Genomic DNA, 26,721 nt, shown 5'->3' on the forward strand with positions numbered 1-26,721 from the left:
CAGACGGACGTCGACACGGGGATGGTGCCACGCACGCACCCTCCACGTTCGGGACTTGGGGGTGATCCCGCGGTCACGGCGCAACAGACGCTTCGACGCCCCCTCACCCCATCCCCGCCCGGTCCACCAGCACCGCGAGCTGCACCCGGCTCCCCACACCGACCTTGTCCATCGCCCGGGCGAGGTGCGTCTTCACGGTCGCCTCCGACACGAACACGCGCCGCGCGATCTCGGCGTTCGACAGTCCTTCCGCGACGGCGTGCGCGATCTCGAGCTCGCGCTCGGTGAGCGTCCGCACCTTCTCCTGGGCGTCGCGCCGCCCGGACGCGGCGGGGTCGGCGCTGACCTGCGTCATCACGGTGCGCGCGGCCCGCGCGGAGAGCCAGCCGTCCCCGGCGGCGACGGCTCGGACGGCGGCGACGATGTCCTCGGGTGAGGAGTCCTTGGCGAGGAAGCCCGCGGCGCCGGCGTGCACGGCGTCGAGGATCGCGCTCTCGGTGTCGAACGACGTCATCGCGACGACGCCGGGCGGGTCGGGCAGCGCGGCGAGGGCCGCGGTCGCGCGGATGCCGTCGACGCGCGGCATGCGCAGGTCCATGAGGACGACGTCGGGGTGGTGCGCGTGCACCGCCGTAACGGCCTCGTCACCGTCGGCGGCCTCGGCGACGACCTCGACGTCGTCGGGCCGCAGGATGGTGCGCAGCAGGCGCCGCACCATCGGGTCGTCGTCCACCACGAGCACCCGGATCATGCGGCGACCGTACCGACCCCGGCGGACACCGTGGGCCGGTCCGCGGGAGGGTCAGGCGCCGGCCGCCCACGGCAGGTGCGCCCGCACGACGTACTCGTCGCGCTCGACGCCCGCGGTCAGCCGCCCGCCGAGCGCCTGCGCGCGTTCGCTCATGCCGACGAGCCCCGCACCGGCCGACGGCGGCACGCGCCCCGCGTCGGCGGGTGCCAGCGCGTTGCGCACGGTGACGTCGACGCCGTCGCCGGGCCGTGCCCGCAGGTCCACGTGCACGCGCGCACCGGGCGCGTGCTTCATCGCGTTGGTCAGCGCCTCCTGCACCACGCGGTACACGGCACGGGTCAGCGCGGGTGGCGCGGCGTCACCGCCGTCGACGAACACTGTCGCCCCGATGTCGACACCGGCGCCCCGGGCGTCGTCCAGCAGGATCGGTAGGTCGGCGAGCCGCGGCGCGGGCCCGGCGTACTGCTCGGCGAGCGTGTCCCCGGCGGTGCGCAGGGTCGTGATGAGGGACCGCATCTCCTCGAGCGCGCGGTGCGCCGACGAGCGCATCGACCGGGCGGCCTCGGGCACGTCGGTGCCGGGGTCGTCGGCGGTGACCTCCAACGCAGCGGCGTGCAGCGAGACGAGCGACAGGTGGTGCGCGACGGTGTCGTGCATCTCGCGCGCGATGAGCTCGCGCTCATCCTGCCGCGTGAGCTCGGTGCGCAGGTGGTCGGCCTGCGTGCGCAGCTGCGCCGAGCGTCGCGCCTCGTCGGCCGCGACCTCTCGGGCCGCACGCGCGGCGGCACCGGACCGGCGCACGAGCCCGGCCGCGACCGCGAGCCCGAGCGCGACGACGCCGAACGCGACGTACCCACCCGCCGGCAGGTAGGACCGCCGGCCCGTGGCCTCGTCGACCACGGACCACATGACGTCGGCACCGTCGCGCGCCCAGTCCCGGGCGAGGGACGCCACGACGGCCGCCCCGGTCGCCACCGTGCACCCCGCCGCCGTGCGCGTGCGCTCCGACGCGAGCACCCACGGCAGCGCGAGCAGCGCCGCGCACCCGCTGACGGGCAGCACCACGGCGACCCCCGCGGCCGCGAGGCAGATCGCCACCGCGTGCTGGCGCCGCCACACGAGGGCCACCGCCGCGGCGACGGCCGCCACCATGCCGAGGACGGCCAGCACGAGCCGCAGCCCGGAGACGCCTTGGACGCCACCCGCGAACGCCGCGTCCGCCATCCCGAAGAACAGCGCGACGACCACGGCGACGACCGTCCCCGCGTGCGCGAGCGCAGGCCGCCACCACGGCACCCCACGCGGGGTCGTCCGGGTCACGGGGGCGTCGGCCATGGTCCGGAGCGTAGAGGCCCGCGCCGACGACGACGTCGGCCGAACGGCTCGATGACGCCGCCGCCCGTCGTCCGTCCGGCTGGGCACGTCGAGCCGGTCGGGCGACCCGCGCGCCACCCCCGCCGCCGAAGGATCGGTGCCGACCGACAGCACCCACCCGAGGAGCCCCGTGATGAGCCAGCCCGTCCCCGACCCGAGCCCTGCCCCGCAGCCCCGCCGTTCGTGGTTCGCGCGGCACAAGATCCTGACGACGCTCGGCGCCGTGGTCGTCGTGGTGGCCGTGGCGAGCGCGCTGGGCGGTGGTGGCGACGACGCTCCGCCGGCGTCGCCCGCCGCGTCGGCCCCGGCCGGCGACGGCCCGCCGGCCGAGGAGAGCCCGGCGAGCACCGCCGCCGGCATCGGGACGCCGGTCCGCGACGGCAAGTTCGAGTTCACGGTCACCGGGGTCGAGCCGGGCGTGACGCGCGTCGGCGACGACATGTTCGGCGAGGACGCGCAGGGGCAGTTCCTGCTGGTCCACGTCACCGTGACCAACATCGGGGACGAGGCGCAGTACTTCGACGGCAGCAGTCAGAAGCTCACGGACACGCTGGGCCGCACGCACTCCGCCGACACGGGCGCTGCGATCTACCTGGGCGACGCGCAGTCGTTCCTCAACCAGATCAACCCGGGCAACAGCGTGCAGGGCACGGTCGTGTTCGACGTCCCGACGGACGCCGCTCCCGCGACCGTCGAGCTGCACGACTCGCCGTTCTCGGGCGGTGTCGAGGTCACGCTGGGCTGAGCGGCGACGGGCGGGAGGGCGCGTCGGCCACGGCGCCGCCCTCCCGCCGCTGGTGCGGCGTCACGGCGCAGGCTCGGGCAGTCCCGGCACCACGACGTACCCCTCGCCCACCGTCCCCAGCACGACCATCCGCTCGCGCTGCGTCCCCCACAGCCACGCGAGGTACGCGCACACGATCGCGTCGACCTCGTCCTCGACGCGCTCCAGCACGACTGCCCGCTCGGCCCCGGCGACCTCGTGGCGGATCGCCGCCCACCGTGCGTCGTCGCCGAGCCCGAGCGTGTCGCCCATGACGTCCTCGACGTGGTCGAGCAGCTGCGCCCACGCGGCCTGCCGCACCGCCAGCGGCCGCCCCTGCTTGGCTTTGTACGGCAGCACGCGCGGCAGCCCGAACAGCACGACCATCGCCGGGTGCGGGTACACCTCGATCGCGACGGACACCCCGGGCACGGGCCGGACGTCGGGGTCGACGCACCAGCCGTGCCGCCGCGCGAGCGTCTCGGCGCGCGGCGGGTCCATGTGCGGACGGCCCCGGTTCGACGGGTGCGCACCGGCGTGGAACCTCCCGAAGTGCCGCGTCACCAGCGCCTCCCCCAGCCGCCGCCCCGTGAGGTTCGGCACGACGAGCGGCGCGTCGACCGCGACGACGACATCCCGCGCCGACGTGTGCCGGTCGAGGACCGCGTCGATCTCGTCGTCCGTGCGCACGGACGACGAGTGCACCAGCCGCCCGGCGCCGTCGAGCACCGCGACGCCCGTGCGGGCCGTCCGTCCCCAGGCGAGGTCGAGGCCGATGTACCTGCGCGGCTCGTCGCGCTCGGTTCCTGCGCTGCTCACCGGGCCAGTGAACACCGCCGCGCCGACACGTGGCCCGGTCGGGCGGGGCCGTCCACAGATCGGCTGAACCCTCACCGCCGCACCCTCGCGAACCGGTACCTTCCCGGCATGCGAATTGTCCGGCGACGCGAGACATTGGCGGTTCTGACGCTGGCGACGCTCTTGACCTTGGCTGGCTGTTCGGGCGAGGGCGGGTCAGCCCCTCGCCCGACAGAGCCGGCCGCGACCTCGGCTTCCCCGACTGCGACGACCAGTTCTCCCGCACCGAGCCCGTCGACGTCACCGACCGCTCCATCTGCACCCGAGACGATGTCGGCCGGCGACCTGGATGGCGCGAAAGCTGCCGCCGAGCACTTCATGGCGCTCTACACCTACGCCCGGGTCTCCGGTGACCCCGCGCAGCTCTCTGCGATGTCGGGGACGGAGTGCTCCACGTGCGCCGCCATCGTGGCGCAGGTCGATTCCGCTGGAGCCAACGGGCACTCCGCCACCGGCTACGAGGTCGAGATCCGTGAAGCGATCGCCACCGAACTGGTGGCTGGTGAGACCTACACGGTCGAGATGAAGGCGACAGAGGGACCCGCGACGGTTCACGACCGTTCCGGCAATGTCGTCGCCGAGAGCGAAGAGACTCGACGCGTTCTGAGGATGGGGCTTCGCTGGTCCGGTCGATGGACGGTCGAGGCCCTGAGCGTCGAGGCGGATGCGTGAGAGCTCTGACCGTGCTCGTCTCGACCGCGGCCCTGGTCGCAGTACTTGCGACATCGGCCGCGAGCCAACCTCCCACGCGCGCCGACGACCTCGGTAGCGCCGGCCAGGCAAGCGGAGACGAGTTCAGGCTCTTTGCCGTGCGCGAAGCGGCGCGCGCATCGCAGGCGAACGAAGCGACGTCACCCGAGCAGCGGCTCGTGGACTACCAGCGCGCCCCGAACTGCCAGAACCCTGACGGCACCTGGATCCGCGGCTCGGGCGACGGCACCTGCCCCCACGGCGAGGGCACCCCCAACGCACCCGTCCTGTGCGCCGGCCCCGGCCAAAGCGTCATCTGGCCCATGTGGCGACGCGAACGCACCACCCCCACCGCCGCCTGGGGCCCCTGGACCCGCCTGGACTTCGGCGGCTGCAGCACCGACCTGCTGCCCACCCTCACCGAAGCCGACTTCCGACGCCTGCCCCTGCCCGCCCCGGCCCTCACGCTCCAACCCGACCGCGGCTGGGTCCTGGTCAACATCGAGACGATCGTCACCACCGACCCCGACCCCGTCACCCTGCGCACCGACCTGCTCGGCCACGCCATCACCGTCGAAGCCACCCCCACCACCTGGACCTACGACTTCGGCGACGGCCACACCCTGACCACCACCAGCCCCGGCCACCCCTATCCCCACCACGACGTCTACCACCAGTACGAACACCCCGGCACCGCCACCATCACCCTCACCGCCACCTGGACCGGCCGCTACCTCATCGACGGCACCACCACCTGGCACACCATCAACGGCACCGCCACCACAACCACCACCAGCACCCCCCTCACCATCGAAGAACGCACCTCCCGCCTCGTCGCCACCCACTGCCACACCCGACCGAAGCCCGCCGACTGCTGACGGAGGCACGGATCACACGCATCCGAGTTGTTCACTGTTACAGTGAACAACTATGGAGGCGAGCCAGCGCAGGGCAACCAACGCACTCGCTCGCGCCCTGCGGGATGCTGTGCCGACTAGCCCGGTCACCATCGACGGCACGACGGTCACCCTGGAGCACCACGACGCACAGCACCTCGTTCCGGTGTGGGCCGGCGAGGGCTACCCCGCCGACGTCGCGCTCGCCCTGCGCACCATCGAGGACGCCGTCGATGCGCACGCGACGCCCGTCGTCGTGGCGCGCCGCCTGTCACCCGGCAGCCGTGCGCTGCTCGCCGAACGCGGCGTCAGCTGGGCGGACGAGGCCGGCGGCATCGACCTCACGGCCGGTCCGGTCCTCATCCGCATCCCGAGCCCGCCCGCCCCGCCGCCTGCTGCGCCCGCACGATTCACCGCCGCGGGAGCCGCCGTCGCCGAGCACCTGCTCCAACGCTGCACGACCGGGGAGACGAGAGTGCCCCCGGTCGACGAGCTCGCCGCGACGGTGCACGTGTCGCGCGGGGCCACCTCGCGAGCCCTGGCGTACCTCGACGCCCAGGGCTGGACGACGGCCATCGGCCCCCGCCGCGGCCCGACCGCGGCACGCGAGGTGAGCGAACGCGGCGCGCTCCTCGACGCCTGGGGCACCTGGTACGCGTCGCGCGCCGACGACGCGGTCGGTGCCCACACCCTGGTCCGTGACGCCGAGACCTGGATCACCGACGTCGTCGCCCGCGCCTGGCCGCCGTCGGCGTGGGCCGTCACCGGGCTCGTCGCGCTCGACGCACGCGCACCCCTGGGGACCACGCCGTCGCCCATCGACCTCTACCTGGACGGCCCCGAGTTCGACGGCTCGATCGACACGCTGCTCGCGGCTGCGGGGATGCGCCGCGCCGAGACCGGCGTCCGGGTGCGCGTGATCCGCGCCGACAGGTACACCCTCCCGCTCGCGCGCGCCGCCGCGACCGCCGACCCCTTCCCGGCCGTCGGCGACGTCCGGCTGTACGGGGACCTGCGACGCCGGGGCGGCGTGCGCACCGAGGAGTACGCGACGCACCTTCGTGAGCAGAGGATCGGGTTCTGATGCGCGACCGTCGTACGCGCACCCTCGCGGAGCGCGCGCTCGCCCGCCTCGTCGCGCACGCCGACGGGCACGCCGAGGAGTTCGTCGTCGTCGGCGGCCTGAACCCGGACCTGCTGGCGCCCGTGCCGGATGCACCCCACCAGGGGACGGCCGACATCGACCTCGTGATCGAGATCGGCGTCGTCTACGACCGCGACGAGCTCGACCTCGGGTGGCTCGAGCGTGCGCTCGACGCGGCGGACTTCCGGCCCACCGGCGACGCTCGGGCGTGGCAGTGGGTGACGAGCGTCGACGGGGTGCCCATCCGGATCGACCTGCTCGTGGACGTGCTCGACCACGTCGGGCAGCAGATCGCGGTCCCCGGCTGCGACCGGATGGCGGTCATGAACGTCGCCGGGCCCGGAGCGGCGCTGGGGTCTCGCGTGATGCGTCCGATCCCGCTGACGGACACCGAGTCGCCGACCGTGGACGCGCCGTTCGCCGACCTCGGCGGCTACCTGCTGGCCAAGGCGGCGGCCGTACTGGGCCGACGGCAGGACAGAGATCCGTACGACCTGGCGTTCGTCCTGCTGCACAACACCGCCGGCGGCCCGGTGGCCGGCGCCCGGGCGGCACTGGCCGCGCTGCCCGCCGGGCGCGACCGCGAGTACCTCGCCGGGTTCCGCGCCGCGCTCACCCAGCTGGCCGACCCCACTGGGCGGCCAGCACAGCTGTACGCCGCGCAGCGCCTCCTCGACGGCGACGACCTGCCACGCGACGTGCTCGCGGCGGACGCCGCAGCCGCTGCCGCGCTCGCGCTGGCCACCGTCGACATGCCCTCCTGACCCATGAATCCTCGCCCTCGACCCGGCCCCGGCCCGTCCACAGATCCGCTGAACCCTCCTCGCCGGACCGCCGCGAACCGGTACCTTCCCGGCATGCGGATGCAGGGGCGAGCGATGCGCGCGGTGCTGACGACGGGGCTGGTCGCGCTGGCGGCCGTCGGGTGCACGGGGTCGCCGACACCCGAGCCCACGACGTCTGCGACTCCCGACGGAAGTGCGCCCCCTTCCCCGAGCGCGACGCCGACATCGGACGCGGCGACGCCTCCCGAGCGGCCCGACGCCATGGCGACGGTCGACGCCGACGGCGCAGCGGCTGCAGCGGGCTACGCGATCGAGGTGCTGAACTTTGCGGCGACGACGGGTGATCGTGCGCCGTGGGATGCGATCAGCTCGCCCACATGCCGCATGTGTGCCAAGTTTGCCGAGGACATCGCCGTCTCGGGCCCCGACCCGAACGGCGTGCTGAGCGTCTCGTCAACCCGGGGCTGGGAGATCACACCGGGCTCCCTGTACGGCGCCGAGCTGGCGATTGAGCAGGCACCAGACGACGCGGCTGGTGGCGGTTCCTTCGTCTTCTCCATGGCCCTCGGCCACGACGGCGACTGGAGCGTCGAAGCCATCGACACGAGCGAACGATGACTCGGTCCGTCCGCCGCCACGCTCTTGCGTCCGCCGCCGCCCTGCTTCTCGTCGCCGTTCTGTGCTCTCCGGCAGCGGCACTCGACATTCGCGGCAACTTCAGCGAGAACGGGCAGTTCGCCGAACTGACGCTTCCCGCGACGGAGAGCGCAGCGACGGCGAACCAGGCGATCCCCTTGGAGCAGCGGCTCGTGGACTACCAACGCGCCCCGAACTGTCAGAACCCCGACGGCACCTGGATCCGCGGCTCGGGCGACGGCACCTGCCCCCACGGCGAGGGCACCCCCAACGCACCCGTCCTGTGCGCCGGCCCCGGCCAAAGCGTCATCTGGCCCATGTGGCGACGCGAACGCACCACCCCCACCAGCCCCTGGAGCCCCTGGACCCGCCTGGACTTCGGCGGCTGCAACACCGACCTGCTGCCCACCCTCACCGAAGCCGACTTCCGACGCCTGCCCCTGCCCGCCCCGGCCCTCACGCTCCAACCCGACCGCGGCTGGGTCCTGGTCAACATCGAGACGATCGTCACCACCGACCCCGACCCCGTCACCCTGCGCACCGACCTGCTCGGCCACGCCATCACCGTCGAAGCCACCCCCACCACCTGGACCTACGACTTCGGCGACGGCCACACCCTGACCACCACCAGCCCCGGCCACCCCTATCCCCACCACGACGTCTACCACCAGTACGAACACCCCGGCACCGCCACCATCACCCTCACCGCCACCTGGACCGGCCGCTACCTCATCGACGGCACCACCACCTGGCACACCATCAACGGCACCGCCACCACAACCACCACCAGCACCCCCCTCACCATCGAAGAACGCACCTCCCGCCTCGTCGCCACCCACTGCCACACCCGACCGAAGCCCGCCGACTGCTGAACACCGCCGCCCCGTTGCCGCCCGGTAGGTGCTCGTCCGCGCGGGCACCGCCCACCTCCGCAACGCGTCTCGAGTGCCGCGTACGGCTCCGACACGAACCGAGCGCGCCCGCGTGGCGCCCAGGTGGCGAGCACACCCCTGCCACCTCACGGGCACCGAGCCGTCCACACCTTCGTTGCGCACCACCGCCGCCCACAGATGCGTCGCACCCCGCCCACGGCGCGGCCCGGGACCGCGAGGCTCGGGACCATGCCGACGCCTCCCCACCGCGCCCGGCGGACCGCCACCGCGGCCGCCCTGCTCACCGCACTCACAGCCATGATGCTCGCGTGCACCGGGCCGTCCCCGTCGCCGGCCGGTGCTGCGCCTTCGGCGGCCCCGGTGACCTCGACGACGACGGCCACGACCACCCCGTCGAGGCCCGCCGCGACCCCGACGTCGGTCGCGGTGAGCGAGGAGCCGGACGTGCAGGCGGCCACCGCTGCGGGTGCCGAGTTCTTCGACGTGTTCGCGACGGCCCTCAATGACGGTGACAGCACCGATCTGCGCCGCTGGGCGGCGCCGGGTTGCGCATGGTGCGAGAGCGTCGCGCAGCAGGTCGACGACCTAGCGCTCGCCGACGACTCCACGGGCACAGGCGCTGCCACGGTCGCCCGTCACAGGTTCGACGCCATCACGGCACGGGGCGGGCGTGAAGCGGCCGGGAAGTACGTCGTCGAGGTCGGTGCTGACCACGTCGTGACGACGATCTGGGAAGAGTCACCAGGGGCGCATCAGCTGCACATCGGGGCGCCGGAACGCCTCGTCCTGGCGCTGGCGCTCACGCAGCGCGACGACGGCTGGCAGGTCGACGGGGTGCGTGTCGTCGAGGGCGGCTGAGCCACCAGGACGCGGCGTCGGCGCGCACCCGGCCCTCCAGCTGCTGATCGAACCCCGCAGATCCTGCTCAACCGGACGCCCCGACGCGCCGATGCAGCGGCATGCCTGCCGACCGTGCACCCTCGGACCGGCACCCCGCATTCGCCGACCGCACCCCGCCGACGGCTCGCGATCCACGGGCGACCCCGACACCGCACTCACGCCGCCGCCGACGCTCGGCCAGCCCCACCCGCGCCGTCACCGCCCTCGCAACCATGCTCGTCGTCGCGTGGATCGGGCTCGGACGTCCCACCACCATGGGCGCTCTGGTCGCTGCGCTCCCCGGGCTGCACGGCACGGCCACGGCACCGGCGGCTGCGCCGGTCGACCCGACCGACCTGACGACTCCACCCGTGGACGTCGAGGGCCCGTTCCGCGTGGTCCGCGTCGTCGACGGCGACACGATCGTCGTCGCGCGGCCCGACGTCGACACGCGCGTGCGGCTCATCGGCATCGACACCCCGGAGTCCGTCGCACCCGACCGGCCCGTGGAGTGCTTCGGGCCCGAGGCGTCGGCGCGCACCAGCGAACTGCTGAACGGGCAGACCGTCACGCTGCGCGGCGACCCGACGCAGGACAGGCTCGACCAGTACGACCGCGAGCTCGACTACGTGTGGCTGCCCGACGGTCGACTCCTCAACCACGTGCTGGTCACCGAGGGGTACGCGGTGGAGCGCACCTACGCCGCGCCGTACGCCTATCAGCAGCACCTGCGCGCCGCTCAGCAGCAGGCGCAGGACGCTGGCGCAGGCCTGTGGTCAGCGGCCACCTGCGGCGGCGCCACCGACTGACAGCCCCGGGCCGGCCTCCGCACCGGGCGCGTGCAGCCCCAGCAGCCGGTGCGCCAGCATGGTCGACCCCGCGATCGCCGCGGGCATGGTCGCGACCGCCCCGCCGGGCACGAGGAAACACAGCTGCGTGGCGGCGCCGAACCCGACGGCGACCTTGCGCTGGGCACGCAGCAGCCGGTTGCGCTCGGCGCGCGACAGGCCGCGGGCGACGAGCGCGCGCGACGTGAGCTCGTGGGCCAGCACCCAACCGGTGAGCAGCACGCCGGCGACCCACCCGGTCACCGTGCCGATCACGGGCACCAGGCCGAGGGCGCCGGCCAGCACCGCGACCACGAGCCCCCGCGCCATGAGGGCGAACCCGTCGACGGCGCCCCGCCAGAAGCCCGTGTCACCGTCGGGCACGGCACCCGTCTCGTCGTGCTCGACGGCTCGCCAGATGCGGTCGTAGAACGGCTCACCGACCGTCAGCGTCAACGCCGTGAACGTCACGACCACCAGCACGACGGCGGCGGCGAGCACCACGGCCTGCGCGACGAGCTCGGCCACGCGCTCCCAGAACGGGGTCCAGTCGTCGGCGAACGGGGTCAACCAGTCGCCGACGCGCCCCAGGTTCAGCACGAGCACGCCGATCGCGACGACCATCACGACGCCGACCAGCGCCGCGGGCACGAGCCCGAGCGCCATCGTCGACGTCCGTCGCCGCCAGAACCCCCACCCGCGCAGCAGCAGCCGGGCACCGTCGAGGAAGTCACTCATGGTGGCGGCAGCGTACGACGCCCCGGACGGCGCGGCCCGACAGGGGCGCAACGCGTCGCCCGCCCTCCCACCGGACCCGCCCACGACCCACCGGGTGACCCCGCCCTCGGTCGCACGACGACCGACGCGAGCACCACCGATGACGGGGTCGCCGGACGCGGCACCGCTCGACGCCGTCCCCGTCGCACGCGGGACAGCTCGTCGCCGTCATCCGTCGCACGCGGGACAGCTCGTCGCCGCCATCCGTCGCACGCGGGACCGCTCGTCACCATCATCCGTCGCGAGCCGGACGCCCGAGACCGTCATCCGTCGCGCGAGTGCACCGCGACGAGCGACCGATGACGGGGTCGGTGAGGTCGCTCGTGCGGAGGCCGCGCCGGTGGCTCATCAGCGCAGCCGGCTCCGTCAGGGCGTCGGCTCGTCACCCGTCGGGTCGGACGGGTAGACGCGCCGGGTGCCGGTGTCCTGCGTGTCTCCGGGCTCGGGATCGCCGTCCGGGCCGTGCGCACCGGGCAGCGGCTGGTTCTCGGGGTCGTCCGTCTCGGGACGCTGGCTCGCCGGGTGGACGGTGTCCTCGCTCATGCCCCCACGCTCACGCCGCGGCCGGCGACACGCCAGCCGACGGGACGAACCCGCCGGTGGCGAGCCAGCCCACCGGGTCCGCCCCCGCTGGACACCCGACCGAGAATGCCCACACGGACAATCGCCCAACAAAGCGTCGAACAATGAACACCGTGAAACGCGGGTGAATTCGCACGGAAACGCGCGTCAGCGCTGATGAGCGGAGCATCATGGCCCCACCGGTGCCGCGACGACGCAGCACCGGGGACGCGGCGCCGCGCGTCGCGTCATCCGGCGATCCAGGGGGCGGATCCGCATGACCACATCGACGACCCGACTGCCAGACGACTTCGCACGACCTCGCGGCACGCGACGCGAGGACGACACGCACCTCGGGGGCGACACCCGACCCGACGGGGACGCCCGACCCGCCGGCGACACGTGCCCCCGGGGCGACACCCGACCCGACACCCGGCCCGGAGAGCGCACCCGTCCCGACGACGGCGCACCGCTCGACCCGGGCGTGCGGCGCTGGCTCGAGGACGCGTACGGCGCGGACCTGGGCGTCGTGCGCGTCCACACGGGCGCCCGGGCGGCGCGCGCCGCGACCGCCGCCGGCGGGGCCGCGGCCTCGCGCGGCACCGACGTCTTCCTGCCCGACACGCTCCGGCCGTTCACGCGCGCGTGGGAGCACGTGCTCGCGCACGAGGTCGCGCACACGCTGCAGGACCCGCACCGGCGGCGGGCGCACGACGAGCACGAGGCCGAGACGTGGACGCGGCTCGCGCTCGCGGGCGGCCGGCTGCCGCACGACGCGACGGTGCGCACGCCGACCGGCCCGGGCAGCTCTCCGCACCCCACCCGGCGCCCCGCCCTGCGGGCCTTCAACGCGTGGGAGCACCGCCTGCTGGGCGACCTGGGGACGGACGCCCTGGTGACGGTCGCGACGCGGGGTCCGGGGTGGCGCGAGGTGGTGGAGCGGCAGGTGCGGTACCTGCTGCTGTGGCAGGGCGGCGCGCACACCGCGACGGCGGCGCAGATCGCGGCGGTGGACCCGTCGTTGACGGTGGTGACGCTGCGCAGCGGGCTGCTGGCGACGCTCGGCGAGCTGAACGCGGTGGGCGGGGACTTCGCGGCGGACCCGACGGCGATCGACGGGCTGCCGGACGGCACGACCGGCGGGTTCCTGCAGCAGGTGCGGCAGGAGAGCGTGAACCGCCTGCTGCACCTGCTGGGCGACCGGCACGTGGTGCAGTTCCAGGGGGCGATCGCGCCGTACGCGGGCGACTCGACGCTCGAGCTGCTGAAGGAGTCGCGCGCGATCGACGAGTTCACGGCGGGCCTGGGGGTGGACCACTACTTCGGGCTGCTGGCGCGCAACGCGTGCCACTTCGCGCCGTTCTCGTGGCACCGGTGGCGGGCGTTCCACGCGCAGGCGCGCGACCTCGCGGAGCAGGCGTTCGCGGCGGGCGACCCGGCGCGCAAGCACGACCTGACCGACCGCGCGTGGGTCGCGCAGGCGTACGCGGACCACTTCGTGGAGGACTCGTTCGCGGCCGGCCACCTGACCAACAAGACGTTGATCATGCAGTGGTTCTCGCGGTGGGCGGCGGACCAGATCGTGCTGCCGGTGCCGGACTGGGACATGGTGCGCCGCGTGACGGCGGACCTGCAGCCGGCGCTGCGGGGCGCGGAGCTGTACGACGCGCTGGCGGACCTCACGTCGCACGACCCGCAGACCGTCGAGGAGCAGCTCGACTACCGGGCGCGGGTCGTCGCGAGCCGCGTCGCGCCGGCGGGCGTGCCGGTGGAGGTCGCGTACCGGCAGTACCTGTCGTTCCTCGACGCGGCCGTGGTGCAGCTGTCGTCGAACGTCGTGCACAACCACTACAACGAGGCGTCGTTGACGGTGACGAGCCTGGACGGCGGCCGGTTCCGCGTCTTCGGCGACGAGAAGCTGCTGGACTTCGGCGACGCGGTCGCGCACCCCTCGGCCGCCGTGCACCTGTCGCAGAGCGCGATCCGCGACCTGCTGGAGCGCGGCACCACCACGACCACGCCCGACGACGTGCTGCGCCGCCTGCCCACCGGCGTCGCGACCCCCGCCGGGGACCGCACGCTCGAGGCGTGGCACGACGACGCGCTGCGGCGCACGGTCGAGCGCGACATGTTCGACTCGCTGTGGTCGCGGCTCAAGGAGTTCGTCACGATCGTCAGCCCGCGCATGGGCCTGATCTCGCGCGACCAGCGCACGTCGGGCCTGGTGACGGCCTGGCAGACGAGCCTGCCGGGCAGCGGGTACACCGACGTGCAGCCGCTGTTCGACGGGACGCGCGCGTTCGCGGCGTCGAACGGTCACGTGTACCGGCTGGACCCGGGCGACGGGCACGTGCTCGCGCACAACTCGCTGCCGGGCCGCGGCAACCACGAGACCCGCGTCGCGTCCGACGGGACGCGCGTCTACGCGGGCATCGACGGGTACGTCGTCGCGATGGAGGCCGACGGCCTGCGCACGCAGTGGCAGGCGTCGCTGCCCGGCTCGGGGTACGCCGTCACGAGCGTGATGGTCGCGCAGGACGGCGCGGTGTACGCGGCGTCGAACGGGCACGTGTACCGCCTCGAGCCGGGCACGGGGCACGTGCTGGCCCACAACCCGCTGCCGGGCCGCGGGCGCGAGGAGGTGCGCCTGACGCTCACGCGCGGCACGCTCGCGGCCGGCACCAACGGGTACGTCGTGGGCCTGGCGCCGGGCGACCTGGCGACGCGCTGGCAGACGAGCCTGCCCGGTGCGGGGTGGGACGTCGTCGACGTCGCGGGAGTCGAGGCGGGCGTGCTCGTCGGGTCCAACGGGCATGTGTACGTGCTGGACCCCGGTGACGGGCGCGTGCTGGCACACAACGGGCTGTCGGGCCTGGGCCACCACCGCGTCGACGTCGCGTCGGCCGGGGACGCCGCGTTCGTCGGGACGGCGGGCCGCACGCTCGGGCTCGCGCTGGCGGGCCTCGGGGAGCGGTGGGGCCGCGACCTGTCGATCGCGACGGGCAAGGTCGTGCGGGTGCTCGCGCAGAACGGCTGGTTGTTCGCCGCCGTCAACGGCTACCTCTACCAGCTCGACCCCGCGACCGGTGCCGTGCTGTACACGAACGACCTGGCCGGGCGCGGGTTCCACGACGTGCAGCTCGCGTCCGACGGCGTCACGGTCTACTGCGGCATCGACGGCTACGTCGTCGGGGTGCGCCCCGACCCGCGCTGACGACGACGCGCCGTGGGGCCGGCCCGGGTGGACCGACCCCACGGCGCCGTGCGCGGGTCGCGCGTCAGGCGCGCCGACGACGCGCCAGCAGCGCACCGGCGCCCGCGGCGAGCAGGCCGCCGGCCAGCAGCGCGAGCGCGAGCGCGTCGGCGCCCGTGGTCGCGAGGCCGCCGCGTGCGGCACCCGGCTGCGCGCCACGACCCGCGCCGCCCTCCGCCCCGCCCGACCCGACGCCGCCCGGCCCGACGCCGCCCGGGCCGTGCCGCCGCCCGGCCCGGCCCCCGCACCGGTCGCCGTGAACGTGACCCGCCGGACCTCGGACTCGACGACCGCACCGTGCGCGTCGGTCACCTCGACGTACCAGCCGTGCGTGCCGTCGGCGGGCGTCCACGCGACCTCGACGAGCCTGCCGCCGTCGAGCGCGGTCGGCGCCGCCGACGCGAACGGCGCCACCGCCGTCGCTCCCCCGTCGATCGGCAGCGCACCCGCCCCGGGACCACCGGCCCCGAGATCGGCCACCCGTGCCGCACCGGCCACGGCCGGCACGCTCACGGCCGCCACCTGCGAGGCCGTGGCGAGCTCGACGCCCGTGCGCACCTCGGCGACGAACGCGTCGCCCCGCAGCTCCTTGGTGCGCGGCGTGATCCCCGCGTCGGCGTAGGTGATCGTGAACTCCTGGTGCTCGGGGTCGAGCGTGGGGTCCTCGGAGTCGTACCGGCCCAGCGACGGCGAGTAGGTGCGGACCAGGATGCGCTGCCCGGCGTTGTCGAAGTGCAGCAGCCGCAGGAACCCCTGACCGCCCTCGGGCAGGCCCTGGTAGTCGAACAGCATCTGCGTGACGACGCGCTCGGCGGTGCCGTCCTGGTCGTCGTCGAACCGGTCGATGCGCGTGTACGCGTCGTGGTAATGCCCGCTCATCACCATGCGCACGTTCGGGTTGGTCGCGACGACCTCGTCCTGGATGCGCTGCGGGATCGGCCCGAGCCCGCCCGTGGTGAGCAGGTACTCGTGCAGGTTGACGATCGCGACGCGGTTCGGGTGCTGCGCGAGCACGTCGTTCATCCACGCGATCTCGGCGTCGCCCGGACCCCAGCCCATCGACACGACGACGAAGTCGACACCGCCCGCGCTGAACAGGTCGTAGTGACCGCGGTTGTCCTGGTGGCTGCCGCCGTACCAGGGGTTGCCCGCGAACCGCCGCTCGCCGAAGTACCTCCCGTACGACGTCCAGTCGAGGTCGAAGTTGCCGACGTCGTGGTTGCCCGCGAGCACGCCGTACGGCAGGCCGGCCTCGTCGAGCATGCGGTAGGCCGCGTCCGCGTTCTCCCACTGGTACTGCTGGTCGTGGTTGTCGACGATGTCGCCGGTGTGGAAGAGGTACTGCAGGTTGAGCGCCTCGCGCCGCTCCAGCAGGTACCGGTGGATCGCGAGCTGGTGGTCGTAGAACTGCTCGTTGTAGTACTGCGTGTCGGACTCCCACGCGAGCGTGAAGTCGTACGCGTCGCGCGGGGTGTCGTCGGGGTGCGCGGGCGTCACGGGCGTCGAGCGGTCCGACAGCACCGGCCCGGCCCAGCCCTCGGAGTGCTGCACCAGGAACCGGACGGTCCCGTCGACCACGTGGTGCGCGGCGGCCACGTCGGCGCGCAGCGTGAACGGCGCGTCCGCCGCGGGGTCGCCGACGTGCCGGTCGACCCGCTGCCACGCACCCGCGGCGGTGTCCCACACGTGCAGCGCGACGGTCGCCCCGGGCTCGGCGGCGCCGTCCCAGGTCGCGACGACGCGCGCGTCGTCACCGGTGCCGGCCGGGACGGCGACGTCGAACACCTGGTAGGGGAACGCGTCGTCGCTGCTCACGGTCGTGTCACGGTCGTCGACGGCGGCGAGCGCGACCCGCTGGTCGGCCGTCAGCACGGTCGCGTCGCCGCGGTCGGCGGCGGCCGCGTCGTGCGTGACGCCCTGCGCGGCGGTGACGCCCACGTCGGCCGTCGTGGCGTGCGACGCCGCGAGGAACCGCACCTGCATCGCGTCGCCCGTCGGGTCGGCGACGCGTGCCGTGAGAGGCACGGCCGCCCCCTCGACGCGTGCGCCGTCGGCGGGCGTGACGAGCTCGACCGTCGGCTCCTCGCGCGGCGTGACGAACCGCTCGGTGCGGGTCGTGACGTTGCCCGCCGCGTCGGTCGCGGTGACCGCGAGCTCGTGCTCGCGCGGCGCGAGCCGCAGCGACGACGTGGTGTGCGGGAGCGTGACGGCATCGCCGTCGAGCGTCGCGGTGACCGCCGCGACGGACGACGTCGCGTCGGTGGCCCGCGCGTCGAGCGTGATGGCGCCCTGCAGGCCCGCGGGGCCCGTCGTGTCGGCGTCGAGCAGCACCTCCACGTCGGGCGCGGTGTTGTCGACGACGACGCGCGCGCTCGCCACGTCGGTGCCGTCGGTGCCCGTGACGACGTGCGTGCCGTCGGCGACGGCGGTCGAGTCCCAGTCGTGGCCGACGGCCGCGAACGCGTCGGACGGCAGCGTGAAGACCGCCGGGTAGTCGTCGGTCTTGCCCGCGGAGTCACCCATCGCGACGGGGCCCCCGGCGTACCCGGCGGGCGTCAGCGTGCGACCGTCGGGCAGCACGAGGCGCGGGTTCAGCAGCGTGAAGTCGTCGTTGTTCTCGTCCGCGTCCTGGCACGGCCACGCCTTGGTGCCGGCCGAGACGAGCAGCGTGAGGTCCTCGCCGGGGCGCGTCGCCGACACGGGGACGGTGGCCGTGACGGTGATCGTGTCGCCGTACGTGCCCTCGTCGAAGATCGTCAGGACCGTGCCGTCGTGGCACGCGTCGCCCGTGGGCGACGGCAGGATCACGCCGTTCTGGAAGTAGTCGTCGGTCGCGGTGACCTCGGCCGCGAAGACCGCGGACCGCTCGAGCCGGCGGTACGTGGGCGTCAGCGCGGCGCCGTCGACCGCGAGCGCGAGGTCCGCGTCCGGGTCGTCGGCGGCGACCGCGAGCGTCGTGGTGCCGCGCAGCAGGTCACCGTCCGCGACTCCCAGCCGCACGGGGTCGGTGCTGGCACCCGCGACGGGCAGCGTCACGGGGTCGGTCGTGACGACGTGCGTGCCGTCCGACGCGACGAACCAGTACGTGACGGCGCGCTTGCCGACCAGGTCGACGGCCTTGAGCGTGCTGGCGTAGCGGCCGGCCGCGTCGGGCGTCAGGTCGACGACGCGCGCGACGTCGTCGCGGTCCGTGCGCACGTGCAGCTCGACGCGCCGCACCTGACGGTCGTCGGCGACGTCGGCCGCGAGCACCAGGTCGGTGGTCGGGTCGACGACGTCGGGCGACGCGTCGCTCACGCGCGGGCCCTGCGCGTCGGGCGTCGCGGTGACGAGCGTCGTCGGCAGCTGGTCGGGCTCGACGGTCCCGGGCGTCGCGGCGCGCGCACCGAGCAGCACCTGGCGCGAGAGGTCGGCCGGGTCGGCCCGGTACGCCAGGCCGCGGTCGACGACGACGTCGCGCGCACCGCCCATGTTGTAGTACCCGCGGCTCACCGTGACGCCGGTGCGCGTGACGACCTCGACGCCGCGCGGGCTGCCGTTGGCCATGCCGCCCGACGCGACCTCGAGGATCTGCCCGGCGGGCACGGACGTGCCCCAGAAGCGGTTGAAGTCGGCGCGGGTGAGGCCCTGGTTGCCGGCGTTCTTGACCCAGAGGACGATCGCGCCGCCGGCCGGCACCACGGCGTCGGCCGGGTCGCCGTGCCAGAGCGCGCTGCTCGTCGTCACGTAGCTCTCGTCCGGGTAGAGGTAGCGGATCGTGTAGTCCGCGAACGACACGGGCGCGTCGGTCACGTTGGTGACCTCGACGTACTCGTAGCCGTCGGACCCGCCGACGTTGGTGCTGTCGACCATGAGCTCGGTGAGCTGCAGGTGGCCGACGAGCGAGTCGGCGGGCGGTGCGGCGGCCTCGCCGGGAGCGGCTGTCGGGGTGGTGGTGGGCGTCGCGGTGGGCCCGGCCGTGGGCGACGCGGTGGGCGTGGGGTCGGGCGTGGGGTCGGGCGTGGCGGTGGGGGTCGGCGTGGGTGTCGGGGCACGGTCCTCGAGCTGCTCGGGTGCGACCGTGCCCGGCGTCGGGGGTGCGAGCGTCGCGAGCACGTCCATGGCCCGCGTCGCGGCGTCGACGGGCGTGCGCAGCTGCACGACCTGGTCGGGGCCGACGCCGCCCGTCGGCACGAACGACCAGCCGACCGTGCTGCCGGCCGGGTCGAGCACGCGGATGCCGCGGTTGCCGCCGTTGGCCATGCCGGCCTGACCGGTCAGGGGCACGACCGGGTACCCGTCGCCCGCGCCGCGCGCGGCCCAGAACGCCCGGAAGTCGTTGACGGTGAACCTCGACGTGTCGACGTTGCCGGCCGCGTACTGCAGCCACAGCACGACCGTGCCGCCCGCGGGGACGACCGTGCCGTCGGGCACGGACAGCGCGACGTCGCGCGTGCGGTCCTCGGAGTCGGCGTACGTGTACGCCAGGCCGTACCCGCCCGCACCCAGCGGCACGGGCGCGGCGGTCGGGTTGTGGACCTCGACGTACTCGAAGTCGTCGTAGCCGGTCGTGTCGGGGGCGATCTCGGTGACCACGAGCGGCCACGCGTCGGCCGGGGCGGCGACGGCGCGGGGGGCGGTGGCGAGCGGGGCGACGACGAGCGTGAGACCGACGGCCAGGGCGGCGAGGGAGCCGACGGCGCGTCGCTGGCGGTGCGCGGGCATGGGTGTCCTGTCTGCGGGGGTGGGGACCCGCCGGACGCTAGGCAGCGCCCTCGAACCGCAGGTGAACGCGCGACGACCCCGGGCGGGCGCCCGGGCGACCATCGGCCCGGGTCGCGCCCTGCACGCCCCAGCCCGTCAGGACGCCGCGGCCCCCGCGCGGGCGCGGCGCCGCGCGGTCACGGCGTAGATCCCGACGACGACGGCGACGAGCCCGGCGGTCGCCGCGAGCTGCGCGCGCGCGGCGGCGTCGGTGAGCATCAGCACGACGACGCCCGCGAGCGCGGCGAGCGTCGCCCACGTCAGCCACGGGTACCCCCACATGCGCAGCGGCAGCCCCGCGGGGCCTGCGGCGGCGGCCAGGCGCGGGCGGAGCCGCAGCTGCGACACCACGACGAACACCCACACGACCAGCAGCGACGCGCCGACGGCGTTGAGCAGGATGCCGAGCAGCGCGTCGGGCAGCAGCCAGTTCAGCGCGACGGCGACGAGTCCGAGCGCGACCGACACGAGCACGGCGACCCACGGCACGTCGCGCCGCGACACGCGCCGCAGCACCGCGGGACCGTCGCCGCGGCCCGCGAGCGAGAACGCCATGCGCGACGTCGCGTAGATGTTCGCGTTGAACGCGGACAGCAGCGCGAGCACGACGACGACCTCCATGAGCCGCGCGGCGCCCGGCAGGCCCGCGAGGTCGAGGACGGCGACGAACGGCCCGTCGGCGAGCTGCGGCGAGTCCCACGGCAGCACGAGGACCATGACGGCGACGGAGCCGACGTAGAACGCGAGGATGCGCCACACGATCGACCGCGTGGCGCGTGCGACGGCGCGCTGCGGGTCGGCGGCCTCGGCCGACGCGATGGTGACGATCTCGATGCCGCCGAACGCGAACAGCACGACGAGCAGCCCGGCCGCGACCCCCGCGACGCCGGTGGGCGCGAACCCGCCGTGGCCCAGCAGGTTCGTGGTGCCGACGGGCGACGTGCCGGGCAGCACGCCGAGCACGAGCAGCACCCCGACCACGAGGAACCCGACGATCGCGGCGACCTTGAGCGCGGCGAACCAGAACTCGAACTCGCCGAACTGCCGCACGCCCGCGAGGTTGACCACGGCGAACACGGCGACGACGACGAGCGCGACGCCCCACTGCGGGACGTCGGGGAACCAGCCGGTGACGATGCGTGCGACGCCCGTGATCTCGGCGCCCAGCACCATGACGATCGTGAACCAGTAGACCCACCCGAGCGTGAACCCGGCCCACCGGCCGAGCGCCTGCTCGGCGTACACCGAGAACGAGCCGGACGCGGGCGACGCGGCGGCCATCTCGGCGAGCATCCGCATGATCATGACGACGAGCACGCCCGCGACGGCGTACGACACGAGGACGGCGGGCCCGGCGGTCGCGATGCCGACGCCGCTGCCGAGGAACAGCCCGGCGCCGATGGCCGAGCCGAGGCCCATCATCGTGAGGTGCCGCGTGCGCAGCCCGTGCCCGAGCGCGCGGTCGGCGGCGGCACCGGGGGCGGGGGCGTCCGCTGCGGCGGGTGCGTCCGCGGCGGCGGGGCCGGCGGCTGACGCGGCAGCGGGGTCGGTGCCGGGCACGCCGGTGCTGCCGGACGGGGAGGGGGTCATCGCGCGGGGCCTTCGGTGGTGCGGTCGGTGCGACCGGCCGGCCGCACCGGCGCCCACGGTAGCCCCGCGGTCAGCGCTCCGCGGCGCGCGCGACCGCCCGGGTCGCGGCGGCGAGCGTGCCCGCGAGCACCAGCAGCAGCGCGACGACCAGCAGCGGCCACCACACGGGGCGGGCCTGCGGCGTGAACCACTCGGCGGGCAGGCCGGAGTACCCCGCGTCGAGCGCGCGGTGGGCGGCCAGCAGCGGGGCGGCGGCGTGCACGGCCCACGCGACGAGCACGACACCGGCAGACACGGCCGCCTGCCGCGCCGTCGTGAACGACAACCCGTGGCCCCGCAGGACCGCGCGCGCCACCGGCAGGGCGGTCAGCAGCAGCGCGGCGACGACGAGCCAGGACACCCACACGCCCACGCCGGCGAGCGCGGCCGTGAGGCCGTCGGGACGGTCGAGCCACAGGTCGACGGCATGGGGCCCGACCGGCTGCACGGGCGACGGGAACCCCTGCCGCGCCGGCGTGTCCCACGCGGAGGTCGGCATCGCGCCGGTGGGCCACACGGGCACGGCGACCATCCACCCCGCCGAGGACCGCACGAGCTCCCGGCCACGCATCGCCGCGACGACGACCGCCCCCAGCGCGCCGAACACCGTCCCGACCGCGACCACGGTCTCGACGACGAGGGCGGGCGGACGCCGGGCACCGGTCGGGGCGGGCAGGTCGAGGACGGCCACGGCAGCTCCTGACGTCGGGGGGCGGTAGTGGTGTCATCGTCACCCGGCATCTCCGTCATGACCGACACCCCGGCGCCTCACCCGTCCGGGTCAGGCCGCGCGTCAGCGCAGCGCGGCCGTCGCGGCGTCGAACTGCACCATCGCGGCGTCGGTGAGCGGCTCGGCGAACATCGCGTGGGCCACGTCGGTGCCGACGGTGACGGCCTCGAGGCCGTCGGCGGCGAGCTCGGGGACCACCGCGGCGTCGCGGACGCTCGCGACCAGCACGCCGGTGCCCGTGCCGGCGAGCGCGCGGGCCATGGTGCGCAGGTCGGCGCGGCCGTCGCGGCCGGCCTCGGTCATGCGGCCCAGGTACGGCGCGATGAGGCGCGCGCCGGCGGCGGCGGCCAGCACGGCCTGGTTGGGGTGGTAGACGACCGTGAGCAGCACGGGCACCCCGGCGGCCGACAGGCGCCGCGTCGCGACGAGCCCCGGCCCGGTGGCGGGCACCTTGACGACGAGCCGGTCGGACAGGTCGCGCAGCGCGTGGCCCTCGCGCTCGATCGCGTCGGCGTCGGCGGCCGTGGTCTGCACGAACACCTCGTCGGCCCCGGAGGCCAGCAGCCAGGACACGAGCGAGGGCACCTCGGACAGCCGCACGCCCGCGCGCTGCAGGATCAGCGGGTTGGTGGTGACGCCGCGGAACAGGCCCGTGGCCAGCAGGGGCGCCAGCGCGTCACGGTCGGCGCTGTCGAGGTACAGGTCCACGTCATTCCTCCACGCCCGCGGCGCGGGCGGTCTCGTCGGGCTGGGGCAGGTCGGCGAGCGCGGCGTACCGCGCGCGGACCTGCGGGTCGAGGGGGGTGCCGGGCTCGACGACGTCGACGACGCGGGGCGTCCACGCGTCGCGGACGTCGCGCACGTCGGCGCCCGCGAGCACGGCGGCGGCCTGCGCGGCGGCGCCGCGCGCGGTGGCCTCGGGCGCGTCGCGGGTCTCCACGGGGGTGTCGAGCGCGTCGGCGAGCACCTGCCGGTACGCGCGCGAGCGCGCCCCGCCGCCGGTGACGACGACGGCCCCGTCGGCGGGTGCGCCCGCGGCACGGATCGCGTCGTGCCCGCGCACGAGGCCCAGCACGACGCCCTCGTACGCGGCGAGCGCGAGCTCCTCGCGCGTGGTGTCGGAGCGCAGGCCGCCGAGCAGGCCGCGCGCGTGCGGGCGGCTGGGGCTGCGCTCGCCGTCGAGGTACGCGGCGAGCACGGCGCGGTCGGCGCGGCGCGGGGCCGCGAGCGCGAGGCGCGTGAGCTCGTCGTGGTCGACGCCGAGCAGGCGCGCGACCGTGTCGGTGACCTTGGCGCTGTTGAGCGTGCAGACCAGCGGCAGCCAGCCGCCGGTCGCGTCGGCGACGCCGTCGACCCAGCCGCTCGCGTCGTGCACGGGCTGCGCGGACGTCGTCATGACGACGCCGGACGTGCCGAGGCTGTAGAGCACCTGCCCGGGCCCGAGGCCGATGCCCAGGGCGCCCGCGTGCTGGTCCCCCGCGCCGGCGCCGACGACGACGTCGGGCCGCAGGCCCAGCTCGGCGGCGGCGGGCGTGACCGCCCACCCGGCGGTGTGCGACGGGCCCAGCACCTCGGGCAGCAGGTCGGTCCACGGCAGGCCGGGGCGCACCCAGCGGTCGAGGTGGTCGACGAGGTACCGCCCGGTGTGCGCGGCGTAGTACCCGGTGCCGGACGCCTCCGACCGGTCCGTGACGGCGCGGCCGGTGAGCCGGTACGTCAGCCAGTCGTGCGGCAGCAGCACGTGCGCCGTGCGGTCCAGCAGGTCGGGCTCGTGCGCGGCGACCCACGCGAGCTTGGTGATCGTGAACGCCGCGGTCGGCACCGAGCCCACCGCGGCCGCCCACCCGGGCAGGCCGAGGTCGGCGACCATCGCGTCGGCCTGCGGGCTCGACGTCGTGTCGTTCCACAGCTTGACGGGCCGCAGCACGCGGTCGTCGCGGTCCAGCAGCACGAGGCCGTGGCACTGCGCGGCGACGCTCACCGCGTCGACGTCGGACGCGCGGAGCCCGGCCGCGCCGAGCGCCGCCGCGAGCGCTCCGCCGAAGGCGTGCCACCAGTCGTCGGGGTGCTGCTCGCTGACCGGCGGCGACGTCGGCGGGTGGGCGCTGCGCCCCGCGCCGAGCAGGCGGCCGTCGTCGGCGTCGCGCAGCTCGACCGTGCAGGACTGCGTCGAGGAGTCGACGCCCGCGACGACCCCCATCAGACCCCCTGGACGCCGGGCACGGCGGGCGCGTCGGGCACGTGCTCGAGCTTGCCGACGGCGCCGGCCGGGTGCGTGAACAGCACCTCGTCCCAGCCGTAGCCGCGGCGCTGCATGAGGACGGCCGCGAGCGCGTCGCCCCACGCCGCGACCGCGAGGGTCGAGCCCATGGCGATGACGCCGCCCGGGTCGACCTCGGGGCCCGCGTCGACGACGACCGTGAGGTCCGCGACCTGCGCGAGCGTGGACGTGGGCGTCGCGGTGAGCGCGATCACCGGCACGCCGCGCTGCTGGACGCGCCGGGACAGGTCGTTGAGCTCGTCCGACTCGCCGCCGCGGGAGATCGTGACGAGCAGGTCGCCGTGCACCACGGCACCCATCGTGCCGTGCAGGGCGTCCATGCCCGGCAGGAAGACGGCCGGCGTGCCGCACACCGACAGCAGGTGCGCCATGCGGCGCGCGACCGCGCCGGACGTGCCCGACCCGGTGACGAACACCTTGCCGGTGCAGCCGCCGACGAGGTCGACCGCCGCGACGAAGGTGTCGTCGAGCTGGTCGGCGACCTCGGTGACCCCGCGCCCCTCGCGGCGCACGAGCTCGCGCGCGGCCTCCAGGGTCGTGGCCCGTCCGTCCATGGTGGTGCTCGCTTCCTCGTGGTGCTGGGTGGGGGTCGGGGCCGCGTCGACGGACGCAGCGGCGGGATCGTCAGCGGGGTCGGCGGGCGCGCTCACGCGGCGGCCCACGCGGCCGTGCGCAGCGCGTGCGGCGTGCGGTGGTCGGGCGGCACCTGCTCACCGGTGCTGCGGCCGTGCGACACGACGACGATGTCGTCGGCGACGTCGCAGATCTCCTCCTCCTCGGAGGACACGAGCACGACCGTGAGGCCGCCCTCGTGGGCCAGCGCCCGCACGATGCGGTGGATCTCGGCCTTGACGCCGAGGTCGACGCCCTTGGTGGGCTCGTCGAGCAGCAGGACCCGCGGGTGCTGCGCGATGGCCCGGGCCAGCAGCACCTTCTGCTGGTTGCCGCCCGAGAGGCTGACGACGGGCCCGTGCCGGTCGCCGCGCACGCGCAGCTCGCCGAGCAGCGCGTCGGCCTCGCGCAGCATGCGCGGCTTGTCGAGCAGGCCCGCGCGCCGGTACCGGCGCAGCACGGGCAGCGCGACGTTCATGGGCGAGTCCAGCGCGGGCACGATGCCGTCGGACTTGCGCTCCTCGGTGAGGTAGACGACCCCGGCGCGCTGGGCGCGGGCGGGCGTCGTCGGCCGGTAGGGCCGGCCGTCGAGCGTGACGGCGCCGGACGTGACGGGGGCGAGCCCGACGAGCGCGCGCAGCACCTCGGTGCGTCCGGCGCCGACCAGGCCGTAGAGCCCGAGCACGCGGCCCGGCTCGGCGGTGAGGCTCACGCCGTGCACGCCGGGTGCCACCAGGTCGCGAACCTCGAGCCGGGGCCCGGTCACGCCCTGCGGCACCCAGCGGTGCACGTCGGCCACGACGGGGGCGGCGGCGGCCGCCCCCGTCGTGCCTGCCTCGGCCGGCACGTCACCGTCAGGGGAGCGGCGACGTGCCTCGTCGGCCTCGGCAGCCTCGTCGCCCGCGATCGCGGCGACCACGTCGTGGCGGCTGACCTCGTCGACGCGCGCGTCGATGCGCACGCGTCCGTCGACCAGCGCGACCACGCGGTTGCACACGGCGTACAGCTCGTCGAGCTTGTGGTCGACGAACACGACGCCCATGCCGCCCGCCGCGAGCGAGCGGACCATCTCGAGCAGCCGCTCGACCTGACCGCCCTCGAGGGAGGTGGTGGGCTCGTCGAGCAGCAGGTAGCGGGCCTTGCGGTGGGTGGCGACGGCGATCTCGAGCATCTGCCGGGTCGCCACGGGGTAGTCCCCCAGGCGCCGGTCGACGTCGACGTCGATGCCGAACTGCTCGACGAGCCGCCGCGCGTCGTCCCGCATGGCCTCGCGGCGCAGCAGGCCGGCGCGCGAGCGCTCGGCGCCCAGGTGCACGTTCTGCGCCACCGTGAGGTTGGGCAGCAGCGCGAGCTCCTGGTAGACGGTCGCGATGCCGGCGCCGATCGCCGCGGCGGGCGAGTCGATCGCGCGGTCCGCGCCGTCGACGACGATCCGCCCGTCCTCGGGCGTGGTGGCGCCGGAGATCACGCGCAGCAGCGTGGACTTCCCGGCGCCGTTGTGACCCACGAGCCCGACGACGTCGCCGGGCCGCACGTCGACCGAGACGCCGTGCAGGACCGGCACTCCGGAGTACCGCTTGACGATGCCGCGGACGCCGAGCCCTGCCGTGCCGTGCGTCCCGGTCGACGTGGTGGTCAT

21 protein-coding genes and 1 pseudogene are annotated in these 26,721 nt (G+C 75.1%); 10 read left to right on the forward strand and 12 right to left on the reverse strand.

Going from position 1 to position 26,721, the window contains the following annotated elements:
- Positions 1–103: 103 nt before the first annotated feature.
- Together GY42_RS11885 and GY42_RS11890 are read right to left on the reverse strand one after the other, a co-directional pair.
- On the reverse strand, positions 104–751 hold the full coding sequence (locus GY42_RS11885; RefSeq protein WP_046529481.1) for a response regulator: 648 nt from the start codon (positions 749–751) through the stop codon (positions 104–106).
- A 51-nt stretch (positions 752–802) separates the two neighbouring features.
- Complete coding sequence (locus GY42_RS11890) at positions 803–2,086, reverse strand: sensor histidine kinase (RefSeq protein WP_052748358.1); 1,284 nt, start codon at positions 2,084–2,086, stop codon at positions 803–805.
- Between the two features lie 172 nt (positions 2,087–2,258).
- Here GY42_RS11890 and GY42_RS11895 point away from each other — a divergent pair, with 172 nt between their 5' ends.
- Entirely contained in the window at positions 2,259–2,870 is a 612-nt protein-coding gene (locus GY42_RS11895; protein ID WP_046529482.1) for a DUF4352 domain-containing protein, read from the forward strand.
- 60 nt (positions 2,871–2,930) lie between these two features.
- Here the strand turns inward: GY42_RS11895 and GY42_RS11900 are convergent, their stop codons facing one another.
- Positions 2,931–3,707, reverse strand: a complete 777-nt coding sequence (locus tag GY42_RS11900; protein ID WP_046529483.1) for a DUF429 domain-containing protein — start codon at positions 3,705–3,707, stop codon at positions 2,931–2,933.
- A gap of 108 nt (positions 3,708–3,815) precedes the next feature.
- Between GY42_RS11900 and GY42_RS11905 the strand changes: the two genes are divergently transcribed.
- The 8 genes from GY42_RS11905 to GY42_RS11945 all read left to right on the forward strand — a co-directional run bounded on the left by GY42_RS11905 (position 3,816) and on the right by GY42_RS11945 (position 10,478).
- Positions 3,816–4,418: a DUF6318 family protein gene (locus GY42_RS11905; RefSeq protein ID WP_046529484.1), complete on the forward strand. Its 603-nt coding sequence runs from the start codon at positions 3,816–3,818 to the stop codon at positions 4,416–4,418.
- An 11-nt stretch (positions 4,419–4,429) separates the two neighbouring features.
- Positions 4,430–5,314, forward strand: coding sequence for a PKD domain-containing protein (locus GY42_RS11910; RefSeq protein ID WP_236686779.1), 885 nt, complete (start codon positions 4,430–4,432; stop codon positions 5,312–5,314).
- Between the two features lie 109 nt (positions 5,315–5,423).
- Complete coding sequence (locus tag GY42_RS11915) at positions 5,424–6,416, forward strand: hypothetical protein (RefSeq protein WP_152667292.1); 993 nt, start codon at positions 5,424–5,426, stop codon at positions 6,414–6,416.
- Complete coding sequence (locus GY42_RS11920; protein WP_046529486.1) at positions 6,416–7,240, forward strand: hypothetical protein; 825 nt, start codon at positions 6,416–6,418, stop codon at positions 7,238–7,240. Before GY42_RS11915 ends, GY42_RS11920 begins: the two co-directional genes overlap by 1 nt.
- Positions 7,241–7,333: 93 nt before the next feature.
- On the forward strand, positions 7,334–7,879 hold the full coding sequence (locus tag GY42_RS11925) for a DUF6318 family protein (RefSeq protein WP_046529487.1): 546 nt from the start codon (positions 7,334–7,336) through the stop codon (positions 7,877–7,879).
- The gene (locus GY42_RS11930; RefSeq protein ID WP_152667293.1) at positions 7,876–8,769 is read left to right on the forward strand and encodes a hypothetical protein; all 894 of its coding nucleotides are present in this window, start codon (positions 7,876–7,878) and stop codon (positions 8,767–8,769) included. The genes GY42_RS11925 and GY42_RS11930 overlap by 4 nt, the downstream gene beginning before the upstream one ends.
- 249 nt (positions 8,770–9,018) lie before the next feature.
- A complete protein-coding gene (locus tag GY42_RS11940) occupies positions 9,019–9,648 on the forward strand; it encodes a hypothetical protein (protein WP_152667294.1) in 630 nt (209 codons plus the stop codon).
- A 254-nt stretch (positions 9,649–9,902) separates the two neighbouring features.
- Positions 9,903–10,478 carry a thermonuclease family protein gene (locus GY42_RS11945; RefSeq protein ID WP_052748360.1) on the forward strand — a complete coding sequence of 192 codons (576 nt, stop codon included), beginning with the start codon at positions 9,903–9,905 and terminating at the stop codon, positions 10,476–10,478.
- Here GY42_RS11945 and GY42_RS11950 read toward each other — a convergent pair.
- On the reverse strand, positions 10,446–11,234 hold the full coding sequence (locus tag GY42_RS11950; RefSeq protein WP_046529490.1) for an EI24 domain-containing protein: 789 nt from the start codon (positions 11,232–11,234) through the stop codon (positions 10,446–10,448). The two genes, GY42_RS11945 and GY42_RS11950, sit on opposite strands and share 33 nt — an antisense overlap.
- A 405-nt stretch (positions 11,235–11,639) precedes the next feature.
- A complete protein-coding gene (locus tag GY42_RS19445) occupies positions 11,640–11,816 on the reverse strand; it encodes a hypothetical protein (protein ID WP_160309415.1) in 177 nt (58 codons plus the stop codon).
- Positions 11,817–12,111: 295 nt separating this feature from the next.
- Here GY42_RS19445 and GY42_RS20215 point away from each other — a divergent pair, with 295 nt between their 5' ends.
- Positions 12,112–15,048 (forward strand): eCIS core domain-containing protein, encoded by a 2,937-nt coding sequence (locus tag GY42_RS20215; RefSeq protein ID WP_082131513.1) that lies wholly within the window; start codon positions 12,112–12,114, stop codon positions 15,046–15,048.
- A 909-nt stretch (positions 15,049–15,957) separates the two neighbouring features.
- Here the strand turns inward: GY42_RS20215 and GY42_RS20220 are convergent.
- From GY42_RS20220 to GY42_RS12040, 7 genes and pseudogenes are all read right to left on the reverse strand, one after another.
- A pseudogene (locus GY42_RS20220) lies at positions 15,958–19,893 on the reverse strand (metallophosphoesterase); the annotation flags it as partial.
- A 33-nt stretch (positions 19,894–19,926) separates the two neighbouring features.
- A complete protein-coding gene (locus GY42_RS12015) occupies positions 19,927–21,420 on the reverse strand; it encodes an amino acid permease (RefSeq protein ID WP_082131514.1) in 1,494 nt (497 codons plus the stop codon).
- A 70-nt stretch (positions 21,421–21,490) separates the two neighbouring features.
- Positions 21,491–22,150, reverse strand: coding sequence for a hypothetical protein (locus GY42_RS12020; protein WP_046529503.1), 660 nt, complete (start codon positions 22,148–22,150; stop codon positions 21,491–21,493).
- A gap of 102 nt (positions 22,151–22,252) precedes the next feature.
- Entirely contained in the window at positions 22,253–22,897 is a 645-nt protein-coding gene (locus tag GY42_RS12025) for a transaldolase family protein (protein WP_046529504.1), read from the reverse strand.
- A gap of 1 nt (position 22,898) precedes the next feature.
- Positions 22,899–24,389 carry a xylulokinase gene (gene xylB / locus GY42_RS12030; RefSeq protein WP_046529505.1) on the reverse strand — a complete coding sequence of 497 codons (1,491 nt, stop codon included), beginning with the start codon at positions 24,387–24,389 and terminating at the stop codon, positions 22,899–22,901.
- Positions 24,389–25,024: a KpsF/GutQ family sugar-phosphate isomerase gene (locus tag GY42_RS12035; protein WP_046530918.1), complete on the reverse strand. Its 636-nt coding sequence runs from the start codon at positions 25,022–25,024 to the stop codon at positions 24,389–24,391. The genes xylB and GY42_RS12035 overlap by 1 nt, the downstream gene beginning before the upstream one ends.
- 92 nt (positions 25,025–25,116) lie before the next feature.
- Positions 25,117–26,721 (reverse strand): sugar ABC transporter ATP-binding protein, encoded by a 1,605-nt coding sequence (locus tag GY42_RS12040; RefSeq protein ID WP_046529506.1) that lies wholly within the window; start codon positions 26,719–26,721, stop codon positions 25,117–25,119.

Source organism: Cellulomonas sp. FA1 (assembly GCF_000986825.1).
Taxonomy (GTDB): domain Bacteria; phylum Actinomycetota; class Actinomycetes; order Actinomycetales; family Cellulomonadaceae; genus Cellulomonas; species Cellulomonas iranensis.

Excerpts from the sequence above, each read along its gene's own strand:
- xylB (WP_046529505.1), bottom strand. The coding sequence starts at position 24,389 with ATGGGGGTCGTCGCGGGCGTCGACTCCTCGACGCAGTCCTGCACGGTC.
- GY42_RS12040 (WP_046529506.1), bottom strand. The coding sequence starts at position 26,721 with ATGACCACCACGTCGACCGGGACGCACGGCACGGCAGGGCTCGGCGTC.
- GY42_RS11950 (WP_046529490.1), bottom strand. The coding sequence starts at position 11,234 with ATGAGTGACTTCCTCGACGGTGCCCGGCTGCTGCTGCGCGGGTGGGGG.
- GY42_RS12035 (WP_046530918.1), bottom strand. The coding sequence starts at position 25,024 with ATGGACGGACGGGCCACGACCCTGGAGGCCGCGCGCGAGCTCGTGCGC.
- GY42_RS11890 (WP_052748358.1), bottom strand. The coding sequence starts at position 2,086 with ATGGCCGACGCCCCCGTGACCCGGACGACCCCGCGTGGGGTGCCGTGG.
- GY42_RS11905 (WP_046529484.1), top strand. The coding sequence starts at position 3,816 with ATGCGAATTGTCCGGCGACGCGAGACATTGGCGGTTCTGACGCTGGCG.
- GY42_RS11920 (WP_046529486.1), top strand. The coding sequence starts at position 6,416 with ATGCGCGACCGTCGTACGCGCACCCTCGCGGAGCGCGCGCTCGCCCGC.
- GY42_RS12015 (WP_082131514.1), bottom strand. The coding sequence starts at position 21,420 with ATGACCCCCTCCCCGTCCGGCAGCACCGGCGTGCCCGGCACCGACCCC.
- GY42_RS19445 (WP_160309415.1), bottom strand. The coding sequence starts at position 11,816 with ATGAGCGAGGACACCGTCCACCCGGCGAGCCAGCGTCCCGAGACGGAC.
- GY42_RS11930 (WP_152667293.1), top strand. The coding sequence starts at position 7,876 with ATGACTCGGTCCGTCCGCCGCCACGCTCTTGCGTCCGCCGCCGCCCTG.
- GY42_RS11945 (WP_052748360.1), top strand. The coding sequence starts at position 9,903 with ATGCTCGTCGTCGCGTGGATCGGGCTCGGACGTCCCACCACCATGGGC.
- GY42_RS11895 (WP_046529482.1), top strand. The coding sequence starts at position 2,259 with ATGAGCCAGCCCGTCCCCGACCCGAGCCCTGCCCCGCAGCCCCGCCGT.
- GY42_RS20215 (WP_082131513.1), top strand. The coding sequence starts at position 12,112 with ATGACCACATCGACGACCCGACTGCCAGACGACTTCGCACGACCTCGC.
- GY42_RS11940 (WP_152667294.1), top strand. The coding sequence starts at position 9,019 with ATGCCGACGCCTCCCCACCGCGCCCGGCGGACCGCCACCGCGGCCGCC.
- GY42_RS11885 (WP_046529481.1), bottom strand. The coding sequence starts at position 751 with ATGATCCGGGTGCTCGTGGTGGACGACGACCCGATGGTGCGGCGCCTG.
- GY42_RS11925 (WP_046529487.1), top strand. The coding sequence starts at position 7,334 with ATGCGGATGCAGGGGCGAGCGATGCGCGCGGTGCTGACGACGGGGCTG.